The sequence below is a fragment of the Pseudomonas sp. NPDC086112 genome (genome assembly GCF_044746425.1).
GTDB lineage: Bacteria > Pseudomonadota > Gammaproteobacteria > Pseudomonadales > Pseudomonadaceae > Aquipseudomonas.
In genome coordinates, this window is the sequence record NZ_JBIVCD010000031.1 from 1 (window position 1) to 14,455 (window position 14,455).

The 14,455-nt window shown below is 58.9% G+C and carries 12 protein-coding genes; 5 read left to right on the plus strand and 7 right to left on the minus strand.

Annotated elements, in window-relative coordinates:
- Both ACIPLA_RS19885 and mtnA read right to left on the minus strand, forming a co-directional pair.
- The coding region (locus tag ACIPLA_RS19885; protein ID WP_401175298.1) for a DNA gyrase subunit A at nucleotides 1–822 on the minus strand (822 nt) is incomplete at its 3' end.
- 445 nt (nucleotides 823–1,267) lie between these two features.
- Entirely contained in the window at nucleotides 1,268–2,344 is a 1,077-nt protein-coding gene (mtnA, locus tag ACIPLA_RS19890) for an S-methyl-5-thioribose-1-phosphate isomerase (protein ID WP_218397615.1), read from the minus strand.
- A 109-nt stretch (nucleotides 2,345–2,453) separates the two neighbouring features.
- On the opposite strand from mtnA, the gene ACIPLA_RS19895 reads away from it, so the two are divergent.
- The 5 genes from ACIPLA_RS19895 to ACIPLA_RS19915 all read left to right on the plus strand — a co-directional run bounded on the left by ACIPLA_RS19895 (nucleotide 2,454) and on the right by ACIPLA_RS19915 (nucleotide 7,367).
- Nucleotides 2,454–3,788, plus strand: coding sequence for a TRZ/ATZ family hydrolase (locus ACIPLA_RS19895; RefSeq protein WP_401175301.1), 1,335 nt, complete (start codon nucleotides 2,454–2,456; stop codon nucleotides 3,786–3,788).
- A 57-nt stretch (nucleotides 3,789–3,845) separates the two neighbouring features.
- Nucleotides 3,846–4,544 (plus strand): bifunctional 2-polyprenyl-6-hydroxyphenol methylase/3-demethylubiquinol 3-O-methyltransferase UbiG, encoded by a 699-nt coding sequence (gene ubiG, locus ACIPLA_RS19900; RefSeq protein ID WP_007899720.1) that lies wholly within the window; start codon nucleotides 3,846–3,848, stop codon nucleotides 4,542–4,544.
- Nucleotides 4,545–4,548: 4 nt separating this feature from the next.
- The gene (gene mupP, locus ACIPLA_RS19905; protein ID WP_401175305.1) at nucleotides 4,549–5,220 is read left to right on the plus strand and encodes an N-acetylmuramic acid 6-phosphate phosphatase MupP; all 672 of its coding nucleotides are present in this window, start codon (nucleotides 4,549–4,551) and stop codon (nucleotides 5,218–5,220) included.
- A 105-nt stretch (nucleotides 5,221–5,325) separates the two neighbouring features.
- Nucleotides 5,326–6,066, plus strand: coding sequence for a YciK family oxidoreductase (locus ACIPLA_RS19910; RefSeq protein ID WP_063341138.1), 741 nt, complete (start codon nucleotides 5,326–5,328; stop codon nucleotides 6,064–6,066).
- 374 nt (nucleotides 6,067–6,440) lie between these two features.
- Nucleotides 6,441–7,367, plus strand: a complete 927-nt coding sequence (locus ACIPLA_RS19915) for a GGDEF domain-containing protein (protein WP_218397623.1) — start codon at nucleotides 6,441–6,443, stop codon at nucleotides 7,365–7,367.
- A 140-nt stretch (nucleotides 7,368–7,507) separates the two neighbouring features.
- Here ACIPLA_RS19915 and ACIPLA_RS19920 read toward each other — a convergent pair whose 3' ends face one another.
- The 5 genes from ACIPLA_RS19920 to ACIPLA_RS19940 all read right to left on the minus strand — a co-directional run bounded on the left by ACIPLA_RS19920 (nucleotide 7,508) and on the right by ACIPLA_RS19940 (nucleotide 14,397).
- On the minus strand, nucleotides 7,508–8,302 hold the full coding sequence (locus ACIPLA_RS19920) for a TenA family transcriptional regulator (RefSeq protein ID WP_401175310.1): 795 nt from the start codon (nucleotides 8,300–8,302) through the stop codon (nucleotides 7,508–7,510).
- Nucleotides 8,303–8,346: 44 nt separating this feature from the next.
- A complete protein-coding gene (locus tag ACIPLA_RS19925; RefSeq protein ID WP_192344033.1) occupies nucleotides 8,347–10,806 on the minus strand; it encodes an EAL domain-containing protein in 2,460 nt (819 codons plus the stop codon).
- 197 nt (nucleotides 10,807–11,003) lie between these two features.
- A complete protein-coding gene (locus ACIPLA_RS19930) occupies nucleotides 11,004–12,821 on the minus strand; it encodes an ABC transporter ATP-binding protein (RefSeq protein WP_218397626.1) in 1,818 nt (605 codons plus the stop codon).
- Complete coding sequence (locus ACIPLA_RS19935; protein WP_185022063.1) at nucleotides 12,814–13,416, minus strand: DsbA family protein; 603 nt, start codon at nucleotides 13,414–13,416, stop codon at nucleotides 12,814–12,816. The genes ACIPLA_RS19930 and ACIPLA_RS19935 overlap by 8 nt, the downstream gene beginning before the upstream one ends.
- A gap of 39 nt (nucleotides 13,417–13,455) precedes the next feature.
- The gene (locus ACIPLA_RS19940) at nucleotides 13,456–14,397 is read right to left on the minus strand and encodes a rhodanese-related sulfurtransferase (protein ID WP_063341144.1); all 942 of its coding nucleotides are present in this window, start codon (nucleotides 14,395–14,397) and stop codon (nucleotides 13,456–13,458) included.
- Between the last annotated feature and the right edge of the window lie 58 nt (nucleotides 14,398–14,455).

Sequence of the window (14,455 nt, forward strand, 5' to 3'; positions counted from 1 at the left end):
CAACCGCGCCTTGTTCAGCTGGTAAGGGAGCTCGGTGATGACGATCTGCTGACGACCACCGACCTTGTCGATGTCTTCGATCATCGAGCGGGCACGCATGTAAATGCGCCCGCGACCGGTGCGGTAGGCTTCGATGATGCCGGCGCGACCGTTGATGATCGCGGCGGTCGGGAAGTCCGGACCGGGGATGTATTGCATCAGCTCATCGACGGTCAGTTCCGGGTTGTCGATGAGTGCCAGGCAACCGTCGATGACTTCACCGAGGTTGTGCGGCGGGATGTTGGTCGCCATGCCCACGGCGATACCGCTGGAGCCGTTGACCAGCAGGTTGGGAATACGGGTCGGCATGACCGCCGGGATCATTTCGGTGCCGTCGTAGTTCGGCACCCAGGCCACGGTTTCTTTGTGCAGGTCAGCGAGCAGCTCGTGCGCCAGCTTGGTCATGCGCACTTCGGTGTATCGCATGGCCGCGGCATTGTCGCCGTCCACCGAACCGAAGTTGCCCTGACCGTCTACCAGCAGGTAACGCAGCGAGAATGGCTGCGCCATCCGAACGATGGTGTCGTACACCGCGGTATCACCGTGAGGGTGATACTTACCGATCACGTCACCGACAACACGGGCAGATTTCTTGTACGGCTTGTTGAAGTCGTTGCCCAGCTCGCTCATCGCGAACAGCACACGCCGGTGCACGGGCTTCAAGCCATCGCGCGCATCCGGCAGTGCCCGCCCGACAATCACGCTCATCGCGTAGTCGAGGTAGGACTGCTTCAGCTCGTCTTCGATATTGACCGGGAGGATTTCTTTGGCCAGTTCGCCCATGAGAAGCCTGATTCCTTTTTCTGGTGAAACTTCGTCACATCCATATGGGACGAACGAAGCTCGCCGATGCAGACTGAGTGCCATGCACCGACTTACGACAAATCAACGAGTTATGCCATGGATCTGCGCAGTAAAGGCAGCCACATCAGGCTACCCTGGAAACCGCCGGATGTTATCACAAGAGCCGCCACGCACCTATCCCCCAGATGCGCATGGAGCATAGTTAGTTGACCGGTGACAGGCTTGAAAGGGACGAGAGGGGCTTAGAGCCGTGTTGAATGGAGAATCAGCGGCCTGATCAGCGATATTTGTTGACTGTCAGGGCCTCTTCGCGAGCAAGCCCGCTCCCACATTGGACCGAGTCGGTCGCAGAATTTGTACCGACACTGATCCAATGTGGGAGCGGGCTTGCTCGCGAAGGCAATTTATCAGACGCCAAAGAGCCTTAATGCAATCGCTTGCGGCACATCAACTGCGCCATTTTCGCGGTATCCGGCCGTTCGACGATGCCTTTTTCGGTGACGATTACATCAATCAGGTCAGCCGGGGTCACATCGAACACCGGGTTGAACGCATCGACATCCGCCCCGAGCCGCTTGCCACCGACTTCCAGCAACTCGCGACCATCGCGCTCTTCGATGGGAATCTCGTCGCCACTGGCCAGGTTCATGTCGATGGTCGAACTCGGCGCCACCACCATGAAACGCACGCCGTGGTGCATGGCGTTGACCGCCAATTGGTAGGTGCCGATCTTGTTCGCCACATCACCATTGGCGGTGATGCGGTCAGCACCGACGATCACCCAGGTCACACCCTTGGTTTTCATGATGTGCGCGGCGGCGGAATCGACATTGAGGGTCACTGGAATGCCTTCATTGGCCAATTCCCATGCGGTCAATCGCGAACCCTGCAGCCATGGGCGGGTTTCGTCGGCGTAGACGCGCTCGACCATGCCTTCGATGAACGCCCCGCGAATCACCCCCAGTGCCGTGCCGAAGCCGCCGGTGGCCAGTGCGCCGGTGTTGCAGTGCGTGAGGATCGCCTGGGCGTTGCCCTGATGCTTGCGGATCAAGTCCACGCCCAACTGAGCCATGGTCAGGTTGGCTTCGCGATCACTTTCATGGATGGCGATGGCTTCGGCCTCCAGCGCCGCCAGAGGGTCTGCGTCGTCCTTGAGGCGGTCCAGGCGGTCGCGCATACGACTCAAGGCCCAGAACAGATTAACCGCTGTTGGACGGGAATCGGCCAGTAACGCGTAATCCTCTTCCCACGCGGCCTGCCAGTCACCGCCCTCGGCAATTCGGGCGCGAGCTGATAGCACCATGGCATACGCCGCACTGATGCCAATGGCCGGCGCGCCGCGCACCACCATTGAGCGAATGGCCTCAGCCACGCCCGCGGCGCTGGTGCAGGCGATCCAGGTTTGCTCGAATGGCAAAATACGCTGATCCAGCAGATACAGGGCGCCATCACGCCAATCGATGGCTTTCACCTTCTCCGCAGCCAACAGTCGATCGCGCATCCACTTACCCCGCACTCATGAACAAAAGCCGTCGATTATAGCGATCCCCCCGTGAAGACGCTCGGGTATACTTCGCCATCCTTTACAAAAGCACTGGAACCGACTTTCGATGCCGACCCCCACCGCTGCGCTCGACCTGTTATTGCTGCCGACCTGGCTGGTACCTGTCGAACCGGCTGGCGTGGTCCTTAAAGAGCACGCCCTGGGCATCCGCGACGGTCGTATCGTATTTATCGGCCCGCGCGCAGCAGCCTTGAAGTTTAACGCAACCGAAGTCCGCGAATTGCCGGACATGTTGCTCAGCCCGGGCCTGATCAATGCTCACGGGCATGCGGCAATGACGCTGTTCCGCGGCCTGGCCGACGATCTGCCCTTGATGACCTGGCTGGAAAACCACATCTGGCCGGCCGAAGCCAAGTGGGTCGACGAGGCTTTTGTACGCGATGGCACTGACTTGGCCATCGCCGAGCAGATCAAAGGCGGCATCACCTGTTTCTCCGACATGTATTTCTTCCCGAAGGTCGCCAGCGAACGCGTACATAACAGCGGCATTCGCGCCCAGATCGCCATTCCGATCCTCGATTTCCCGATTCCAGGCGCCTCCACGGCGGATGAAGCCATTCGTCAGGGCGTTGAATTATTCGGTGATCTCAAGCATCACGAGCGGATCAAAGTCACCTTTGGACCCCATGCACCCTACACCGTGGGCGACGAAACCCTGGAAAAAATCCGGGTGATCGCCGAAGAACTGGACGCCTCGATTCATATGCACGTCCATGAAACCGCTTTCGAAGTGCAGCAGTCGGTCGAGCAGTGCGGCGAACGCCCGTTGGCCCGCCTCGGTCGCCTGGGCCTGCTCGGGCCGCGCCTGCAGGCCGTTCACATGACCCAGATCAGCGATGAAGACCTGATGCTGCTGGTAGAAAGTAACACCCATGTGATTCATTGCCCGGAGTCGAACCTGAAACTGGCCAGCGGTTTCTGCCCGGTCGAGCGTTTGTGGCGGGCCGGGGTCAACGTGGCGGTCGGCACCGATGGCTCGGCCAGCAATAATGACCTCGACCTGCTCGGCGAAACCCGCACCGCTGCGTTGCTGGCCAAGGCCGTCGCCGGCTCGGCCACGGCGCTGGACGCCCATCGCGCCCTGCGCATGGCCACGCTCAATGGCGCCCGTGCGCTGGGCGTCGAAGCTGAAACGGGTTCGCTGGAAGTCGGTAAAGCGGCGGACATCGTCGCGTTCGACCTGTCGGGCCTGGCGCAGCAACCGGTCTACGATCCGGTTTCGCAACTGATCTATGCCACTGGCCGCGACTGCGTGAAACATCTTTGGGTCGCCGGCAAGCAACTGCTCGACGACCGCCGCCTGACCCGCCTGGATGAAGCACAGCTGTGCGCCACCGCCAAGGCCTGGGGCCAGCGCATCAGCGGCCACACTGAATTGTAAGCACCCTGGACCAAAACCGGGGCAACAGGGTTTTTCAAGTTTTAGAGGACTGACACCATGAGCAACGTCGACTACGCCGAAATCGCCAAATTCGAAGCCCTGGCCCATCGCTGGTGGGACCGCGAAAGCGAGTTCAAACCGCTGCACGACATCAACCCGCTACGGGTCAACTGGATCGACGAGCGGGTCCATCTGGCCGGCAAGAAAGTCCTCGACGTCGGTTGCGGCGGCGGCATCCTCAGCGAAGCCATGGCCCAGCGCGGCGCGACCGTGATGGGCATCGACATGGGCGAAGCGCCGCTGGCCGTCGCTCAACTGCATCAGCTGGAATCCGGCGTGAGCGTCGAGTACCGGCAGATCACCGCCGAAGCCCTGGCTGAAGAAATGCCCGAGCAATTCGACGTGGTCACCTGCCTGGAAATGCTCGAACACGTGCCGGATCCGTCGTCGGTGATCCGCGCCTGCTTCAAGATGGTCAAACCGGGCGGCCAGGTGTTCTTCTCCACCATCAACCGCAACCCGAAGGCCTATCTGTTCGCCATCGTCGGCGCCGAATACATCATGAAGTTGCTGCCGCGCGGCACCCACGACTTCAAGAAATTCATCCGCCCCTCCGAGCTTGGCGCCTGGAGCCGCATGGCCGGCCTGACCGTCAAGGACATCATCGGCCTGACCTACAATCCACTGACCAAGCATTACAAACTGGCGGCCGATGTGGACGTCAATTACATGATCCAGACCCTGCGCGAGGAGTAAGCCGATGCGTATCAGAGCAGTTCTTTTCGACATGGACGGCACCCTGCTCGACACCGCGCCGGATTTCATCGCCATCTGCCAGGCGATGCGCGCTGATCGTGGTTTGCCGCCAATCAACACTCAACACATTCGCGATGAAATTTCCGGTGGCGCCAAGGCGATGGTCGCCGCAAACTTTTCCATGGACCCGGAATCGCCAGGGTTCGAGGAACTGCGTCAGGAGTTCCTCGACCGCTACCTCAAGGGTTGCGCGGTCCACAGCCATCTGTTCGACGGCATGGCCCAGGTGCTGGAGAAAATCGAAAAGGCCAACCTGATCTGGGGCGTGGTCACTAACAAACCGGTGCGTTTCGCCGAGCCGATCATGCAGCAGCTGGGCCTGGCCGAACGTTCGAAGGTGCTGATTTGCCCCGATCATGTGAAGAACAGCAAACCGGATCCGGAACCTTTGATCCTGGCGTGCAAGATGCTCGACCTGGACCCGGCCAGCGTGCTGTTTGTCGGCGATGACCTGCGGGACATCGAGTCCGGTCGCGATGCCGGCACCAGAACCTGCGCGGTGACCTACGGTTATATTCACCCGGACGATAACCCCAAGCACTGGGGCGCGGACGTAGTGATCGATCATCCGCTGGCGTTGCTCGAGGTGTTGGATAACGCTTTGTGCAGTTGCTGAGTTGCTTTTGTAGGAGCCAGGCTTGCCGGCGATGGCGGTTTTGAGTACGCCTTCGCCGGCAAGCCTGGCTCCTACAGGGTCCGCTTTTTTGTGTTGAGGTTTTTTATGTTTGATTATTCCGCCCGCCCTGACTTGCTCAAGGACCGGGTCATCCTGGTCACCGGCGCTGGCCGTGGCATCGGTGCTGCCGCTGCAAAAACCTACGCCGCCCACGGCGCCACCGTGCTGCTGCTGGGCAAGACCGAGGCCAACCTGACTCAGGTCTATGACGAAATCGAAGCGGCCGGGCATCCACAACCGGCCGTGATTCCGTTCAATCTGGAAACCGCACTGCCTCATCAATACGATGAACTGGCAGCCATGATCGAGACCGAGTTCGGCCACCTCGACGGCTTGCTGCACAACGCATCCATCATCGGTCCACGCACCCCGATCGAGCAGTTGTCCGGCGAAAATTTCATGCGCGTCATGCACGTCAACGTCAATGCCATGTTCATGCTCACCAGCACCCTGCTGCCACTGCTCAAGCTGTCTCAGGACGCCTCGGTGGTGTTCACCTCCAGCAGCGTCGGTCGCAAGGGCCGTGCGTACTGGGGCGCTTACGGCGTTTCCAAGTTCGCCACCGAAGGCCTGATGCAAACCCTGGCCGACGAAGTAGACACCGTGGCACCGGTGCGCTCCAACAGCATCAACCCCGGCGCCACCCGCACCAGCATGCGCGCCCAAGCCTACCCCGGTGAAAACCCGCTGAATAATCCAACCCCTGAGGAGATCATGCCGGTCTACCTTTACCTCATGGGTCCGGACAGCACCGGCATCAATGGCCAGGCATTCAACGCTCAGTAGTGCCCGTGCGTCGCTTTTCTGCCGCGACGGCTTCCCGCCGCGGCATTCAAACCCGGTGCTAACTACCCCTGCTACAAGTCAAATAAATGTCATCACGCTGCGCAACTCCCTCCGCATGACCTTCCAGCATTTTGATTTTTAAAGCTTTTTATTCGACTGAACCGAATGGCACGACTTTCGCTCTAATTTTGTTCAGACACGCCGTGTGAAAGCAGACGAGGCGGAGCTTGAGCCGAGAGGTTACTAATCTTCGGCAAAGCGGACTAAACTCGTGCCAAATGTCCTACGGGACTGATGGACCAGTATGACGCGCAGCCCAAAGCCGCTCTCACCCAGCCTGTAAGACAGCCTTACTGCTTAGGGGCTCACGCCATATGAAATCACCTTCCCAGACCAACGCAATTGACTTCGACAGTGCCAAATTGCATCGCCTGGGCTTTGGTCAGCAGCCTCCCCTCCTGGAGCGGCCCGACAGTCTTGCGCAGTTGCGTCAAACGCTGGGCCTGCAACTGCAAACCAGTCTTGAGCCGCAACGCATTCTCGGACTTTTCTTCCGTGAAATTCAGCGCCTGGTGCCGCTGGATGCCTTGAGTTACGAACATCAGCCCAGCGACTTGCGCCTGCAATTCGGCGCGCGAGGTCATCATTCAATCAGCTACAGCCTCAGCCATGAAGGCGAGCAATTGGGTGAGCTGGTGTTCCGTCGCAATCAGCGTTTCAGCGAACAGGAACAGGGCAACCTGGAGTCACTGTTGTCGACCCTGCTCTTCCCCATGCGAAACGCCCTGCTTTACCGAGCGGCGACTCAAAGTGCATTGCGTGATCCGCTGACCGATACCGGCAACCGCATCGCCATGGATCAGACGCTGGAACGGGAAATCGAGATGTCGCGGCGACACTCGCAGCCCCTGTCGCTGTTGATGCTGGACATCGATCATTTCAAACAGATCAACGACACCTACGGGCACAGCGCCGGCGATGAAGTGCTAAAGGCCGTCGCAGCCTCGATCAAAAACCAGTTGCGCAACGTCGACATGGTGTTCCGCTTTGGTGGCGAAGAATTCCTGATTCTGCTTTCCAACACCAGTCGGGAAGCAGCAGCCATGGTTGGTGAACGACTGCGGTTTGCGGCGCAGGCTCAGGACTATGTGGCCGAGGGCAAGATGATCGAACTGACGGTCAGCATCGGTTGCTCGACGCTGCTTCCCGGCGAGTCTGCCGAAAGTTTGTTGCGACGGGCCGACAGTGCGTTGTATGTGGCCAAGCGTGAGGGGCGTAACCGGTTGGCAATGGCAGGCTGATATTTCAGCACCGCTGTATAACCCATGTGGGAGCGGGCTTGCTCGCGAAAGCGGTCTTACATTCAGCATCTCTGTTGAATGTTAAGCCCTCTTCGCGAGCAAGCCCGCTCCCACATTTGGTTTGTGTTGCTTTCAGAGGATCAGCTTTCGGCCAGCTCCATCCGCTCACGGGCTACCGGGGTTTTCACTGCCAATTCCAACTGCATGCAACGCTCCAGGAACAGATACATGTAGTCGTAACTTTTGCAGACCGCCTGGCGCAATTCCACTTGCAGCGCTTTGCTCGGGTTCATGCCCGCCAAGGTGCAGATGATTTCCAACGCTTCCCATGGATGGGCATCGTCGTACTGGGCATGCATCTTCAACCACTTCATGGCCCGCTTGCGATCTTCCTCGGGGAACGAGGCCTCATAGACGCCATTGGAGCAAACCAGGGCCGACCACTCCCCCGTCGCCCCTTCGATGGCGTAATTGGTGGCGGCGATGGCCACGATCAGCGAGTCCGACGAACTGGTGTGCCAGCACCAATGGCTCAAGGCGTGAAGCTCTGGTGCCACGTGTTGCGCTTGCAGATCTTCCAGGCTGATACCGTGGGCACGGCTCCAGTGCACCCAGTAGTCAGCATGGTTCAATTCGACGCGAATGTTGCGCATCAACCAGCGACGCGCCATGTCTTCGCCAGGGTGGCGCGCAAACCGGGTCTTGGTCAGGTTCTGTGCCATGTATAAAGCGAACTGTTCGACCACCGGCCAGCCACCAATAAGGTACTGACGCATGGTTTTTGCACTGAGTCTGTTATCTCGCATGCGTTGATACAGTTCGTGTTCGACAACCCGGCGCTTGCTCTCGCTGCAATCCTGGATCAGTTGCTGAGCCCAGGCGGGATAACTTGCAGCTTCCATGAGTGGTCCGGTTCTGTTGAATGTCTCGATCACTGTCGCGCTCCTTTTGATTGTGATTTTAAGATCAACAAGAGGTTTCAACGGAACGTGCCCGGCGCCTTGAACAACAAGGATCGGGGCCTGGCAGGACGACTTTGCAAACTATCCCAGGTAAACAGATGCGGGCGTTCAATCACATACCCTTGAGCGTAATCCACTCCGATCTCCAGCAATGCCTGCTCGATCTGAGGTGTTTCAACGAACTCTGCAATCGTGCGCTTACCCATGACATGACCGATGTGATTGATCACTTCGACCATGGCGCGGTTAATCGGGTCGTCCAGCATATCCTTTACGAAACTCCCGTCGATCTTCAGGAAGTCTACAGGTAAATGTTTCAAGTAAGCGAATGAGGACATACCGGCACAAAAGTCATCTAGCGAAAAATGACAACCTAAACCTTTGAGTTCATTGATAAATTTAGTTGCGCTAGCCAGATTTGCAATCGCGCTGGTTTCTGTAATTTCAAAACAAATCATTTCAGGTGGAATTGAATATGCAACAAACTGTTCACGAAGGAAGTCCAGAAATGCCTCATCTCCGATAGTAATACCTGACAGATTTATCGCACACATGGCCAACGGCCCTTCGCGCTCTTCGGCGACGCACTGGGCAATGACTTTGAAAACGTTCTCCACCACCCAACGATCAATCGATGTCATCAAACCGTAACGCTCAGCGGCCGGAATGAAACTGTCCGGCAGAATCATGCGTCCCGCTTCGTCATGCAGGCGCAGCAGTATTTCGATATGCCCGCCGCCATGCTCACCAGGGCCAAGAGGCGCGATTTCCTGGGCGTACAGGCAGAAGCGGTCTTCTTCCAACGCCACGTGCAGGCGCTGCACCCAGGCCATTTCGCCAAACCGCAAGGACAGCTCCGAGTCGTCGGCGTGATAGACCTGAACCCGGTTGCGGCCCTTTTCCTTGGCCATATAACAGGCCATGTCAGCGGCACGCAATGAAGCTTCAAGGGTGGCCGGACTCTGGACCACATGCACCAGACCGATGCTCACGGTGGTCACAAACGGCCGGCCTTTCCAGACAAAATGCAGGTTCTGCACGGTCTGGCGCAGACCTTCGGCGATTTTCTCGGCTGCTTGCGGCGCGCAGTTTTCCAACAGAACGCCAAACTCGTCACCCCCTAGCCGGGCCAGGGTGTCGCCTTCGCGCAAACCTGATTGCAACAACGCACAGATATGCCGCAACAACTCGTCGCCCGCCGCATGACCGCAGGTGTCATTGACCAGTTTGAATTGATCCAGGTCGAGAAACATCAAGGCGTGACGCCCCGCCTGGCGCGTCAGGTTATGCAGGGCCTGCTCCAGCCGATATTCGAACTCGCGGCGGTTGGCCAATCCGGTCAGAGCATCATGCGTCGCCTGCCAGGACAGATTGGCGATGTATTGCCGCTCCTGGGTCATGTCATGCAGCACCAGCACGGTGCCACTGACCCTGCCCGTATTGCGGATCGGCGCGCCGACCAGAGTGACCGAAACCGTGCTGCCATCCAGACGCTGGATCAGTTTTGAATGCTCGCTGCCACCGCTGAGCTGACCGCTCAAAATGTGCTCGATCAAGGTAAAACCGTCGGCCTGAGCACTCTCGTCCAGCAGATTGAACAGCGCCGCCAATGGCAACCCCGCCGCCTGTTCGGCCTTCCAGTGAGTCAAGGCCTCGGCGGCCGGATTCATATAGACAATCGCGCCCTCGACGTCCGTGGTGATAACCCCGTCGCCAATCGATTGCAGAGTGATCTGCGCCCTGTCTTTCTCCAACTGCAAGGCATCGGCGAAGGCATGGCGCTGCTTGAGCAGTTTATGCGTACGCAACAGCGCCAACACAATCAAACCCAACGCAGTGGCCAGGTTCGTCACCAACAGCAGCCGGAGAATCACCCGCGAGCCTTCGCCCAAGGCATCGCTGAATGCTTTGGCGGCAGGCGTCACGCCATCATTGATGGCAAAAATCTGCTCTTTCCAGCGTTTGACGTCGGCATCGGTGACCTGGCTATCGGCAATACGCTGATGCATCTCCCGCGCGACGTCATCGAGTCGCACCAGGTACGCGTCACCGACCGTCCACAGCTCGATGGCTTTTTCCAGGTAACTGAAATTCCGGAAATTGAGGTACAGCCAAATCAGACTGGAGACGTCGTCCGGGTGGTTGCCGCCCTTGAGGATCGCGATTCGCGCTGCCTCGATATTCGGTGGCTGATGGTCCAGCGCCAGACGCAATTCATGGCCACCCTGAGGCACCGCAATCGCGTTCTGGTATTTGAGAAAAATCGTTTCGTCGCGACTGTCGGCGTAGAGATTGAGGTAATAGATGGCGTCTTTCTGGCCCTTGGACCACAGGCTTTCCCCGCCGACGTAACCGCGAACCGCCGAAAGAACGTAAAGACTGCCGCCTCCCAACAATGCCTGAAATAACACGACGGCGATAAAAGGCCAGACGATGCCCAACAACCGAGGGGTTGCGAGAGTCCTTTTTGGCTTCATGAGGTCCCTTGTCTTAACACTGCTCGATCGTCGTCCGGACGAAAACGCTACCGCTAGACTAGGATGGGTTCTCACTCTAGGCAAGCCGGGGAAGCTCATGCTCAACAGCAGCACAGTCCCCGGCGATTCAGGGCTGGCTCGTCTTCATGTGCTAATCCTTGCCGGGGAAAATGCCCTGAACGTCTTGTGGCATTAATCTAGTGCTGCTGTAAATGCCCATAAAGCTTGGCGTACAAACCACCATCGGCAATCAGCTGCTGATGGTCGCCATCCTCGGCAACCTGGCCACCGTCGAATACCAGAACACGGTCGGCCTGTTTCACGGCCGACAACCGGTGCGCAATGATCAGCGTGGTGCGGTTGCTCAAGAACCGCGCCAGTGCCTGGTGCAGGTTGTATTCGGTGGCCGCGTCCAAGGCGGACGTGGCCTCGTCGAGGATTACCACCTTGGGTTCGGCCAACACCATCCGCGCAATCGCCAGGCGTTGACGCTGCCCGCCGGATAAACGCACACCGGAGCGCCCGACAATACTGTCCAGACCATTGGGCAGTTCACGTACAGTGTTGTGCAGCTGAGCAATTTCCAATGCCTGCCAGCAGGCTTCATCGGTGCGTTCGCGGCCCATGGTCAGGTTGGCGCGCACGGTGTCGTTGAACAGTGCCGGATGCTGCAAGACCACGGCGACATTTTCACGCACGGTTTCCAGGCCGATCTCTTCCTGAGTCGAACCACCGAAACGGATGGTGCCGGCCAGCGGCGTGTACAAGCCCAGCAGCAACTGCACCAGGGTGCTTTTGCCTCCCCCGCTGGCGCCGACAATCGCGACTTTTTCACCGGGGGCAATCGACAGGTTCATTTGGTTCAGCACCAATTCGTCGCCATAGCCGAAACTCAATCCCTGAACTTCGATGCCTACCGTGTCGCGCCCTTGAAACGGGTCGACACTGCCGCTGTATTGCGGCTCATCAGCGCGGGCCAGCAACTCGTTGATCCGCGACAGCGCACCGCCGGCGGCGTAAAAGGCGTATTGCAGGTTGAGCAGTTGTTCCACCGGACCGATCATGAACCACAGGTAGCTGAACACGGCCAGCATCTGGCCGATGGACAGGTCGGAAAACAGCACGGTGAGCATGGCCGCGGCGCGAAAAATATCGATGCCGAACTGGAACAGCAAGCCGCTGGCGCGGTTCGATGCATCGGTTTTCCACTGCGAGCTCACTGCGTAATCGCGCACTTCACGCGCTCGCTGGCCCAGCCGTCCGAGGAAAAAGCCCTGCCGATTACCGGCGCGCACTTCCTGGATGGCATCCAGGGTTTCGGTCAAGGCCTGGGTGAAGCGCGAGGTGCTGTCGTTCTCGAGTTTCTTCAGGTGTTTGACCCGCTTGCCCAACTGCACCGTGGCATAGATCACCAGCGGGTTGAACAGCAGGATCAGCAGCGCGAGTTTCCAGTGCATCCACATCAGGATCGAGGCGGTGCCCACCAGCGTCAGCATCGCCACGAGGAAACGACTGAGGGTTTCGCCGACGAATTTGTCCACGGTGTCCAGGTCGGTGACCAGGTGCGTAGTCACCGTGCCGCTGCCCAGGCTTTCGTATTCGCCCAGCGAGATACATTTGAGCCGTTCGATCAACCGCACCCGGATCCGATACACGATGTCCTTGGCCAGCGCCGCAAACAACTTCGCCTGCACCACGTTGAACAACAACGCCGCACAGCGTAGTGCCAGAGTCACCAGCAGCATCAGGCCAATGTAACCCGCGGCTTTCTGCCAGACGTCGGGCAGCGCGTGGTTCATGATTTTCAGCGCGGCGTCGCCGTGGCCCAGCAGCACTTCGTCCACCAGCAACGGCAACAGCAAGGGGATCGGCACGCTGCACAGCGTTGCCAATACCGCGACGCCGTTGGCGATCCACAGGGATTTTTTATGGTGAAGGGCCAGGCGACGGATTTCTGCCCAGCTCAGACGGTCGACACGTGCAGGGGCTGGAACGTTGTCGGGCAGGTCATGCACAGGCAGCGCGCTCCAGCCAGCGGCCGAGCAACGGTGACAACACATTCAAAGGTTGATACCCATTGGTCAGCAACGCCAATTGACCATCACGCTCTGCCAGCAAGGTCGGGAAACCGGCAATGCCCAGGTCCTGGACCCAGGTGAAATCGGCAGCGGTGGCTGCGTGCTGATCGGCACGGTCAAAGGCGGCGGCGAATTCGATGCGCGGCAAACCGGCCTGCTCCGCCAGCTCCACCAACACACTGGCGTGAGTGACGTCGCGACCTTCGGCGTAGAAGGCATGCTGGATCAACCCGAGCAGTTTCCACGCGCAATCCGGTGCCAGGCTGCGCGCCGTCACCAGCGCCCGACAGGCAGGCTCGGTGTCGTAGACGAACCCGTCAGGCAGCGCGCCTTCAAACTTGAACGGTTGGCCAGTGGCCTCGTGGACCGCCTGCCAGTGTTCAAGGATGTAGCGCCGGGTGGTCGGCTCCAGCGCTGAGCCGCTGCCGGTGCGCAAACCGCCGACGACCAGATGCACGTCCACCCCCGCCGCCTGCGCCTGCTCGACCAGCGCGTTGGCCACTGGCGCAAAGCCCCAGCACCAGGAACACATCGGGTCCATCACATAGAGCAGGCGACGTACAGACATGGCTCAAGCCTCGGAAGGAGTTTGCTTGTAGTTGTAACCAATCGGGTGCGGCAGGTTGCGCGCCTTGGCCAGTTCGATCTGCTTCTGCCGGTCGATGGCACTGCGACGGGTTTTCTCGCTCAGCTTATCCCAGCAATGCGGGCAACTGATGCCGGCCACATAGTGCTCGGACGCGCGGTCTTCGACGCTGACAGGCGTACGACAGGCATGACATTGATCGTAGTCGCCTTCGCTGAGGTCGTGGCGCACGGTCACGCGGTTATCGAAAACGAAGCAGTCGCCCTGCCATTTGGTTTCTTCCTGCGGCACCTCTTCGAGGTACTTCAGGATGCCGCCCTTGAGGTGATAGACCTCGTCGAAACCCTGGCTGAGCATGTAGCTAGAAGCCTTTTCGCAGCGAATGCCGCCGGTGCAGAACATCGCGACTTTCTTGTGCACGGCCGGGTCGAAATGGGCTTTGATGTAGTCGGGGAATTCGCGAAAACTGGTGGTCTTCGGATCGATGGCGCCTTCGAAGGTGCCAATCGAGACTTCGTAGTCGTTGCGGGTGTCGATCAGCAGCACTTCGGGATCGCTGATCAGCGCGTTCCAGTTTTGCGGATCCACATAGGTGCCGACCTTTTTGTTCGGGTCCACGCCTTCAACGCCCAGGGTGACGATTTCTTTCTTGAGTTTGACTTTGGTGCGATAGAACGGCTGCTCGTCGCAGTACGACTCTTTGTGATCGATGTCGTCCATGCGCGGGTCGTTCTTGAGCCAGGCCATCAGCCCGTCAATGCCTTCGCGGCTGCCGGACACGGTGCCGTTGATGCCTTCTTCGGCGATCAGCAGCGTGCCTTTGATGCCGTTGTCGACCATCGCTTGCAGCAGCGGCTCGCGCAGGGCGACGTAATCTTCCAGGGTGACGAACTTATACAGTGCCGCCACGACAATCTGTTGTGTCATGGGTAATTCTCCAGGTGGCTACCCTCGTAAGGGGTGAACCGGATGCGAAAAAAAACGC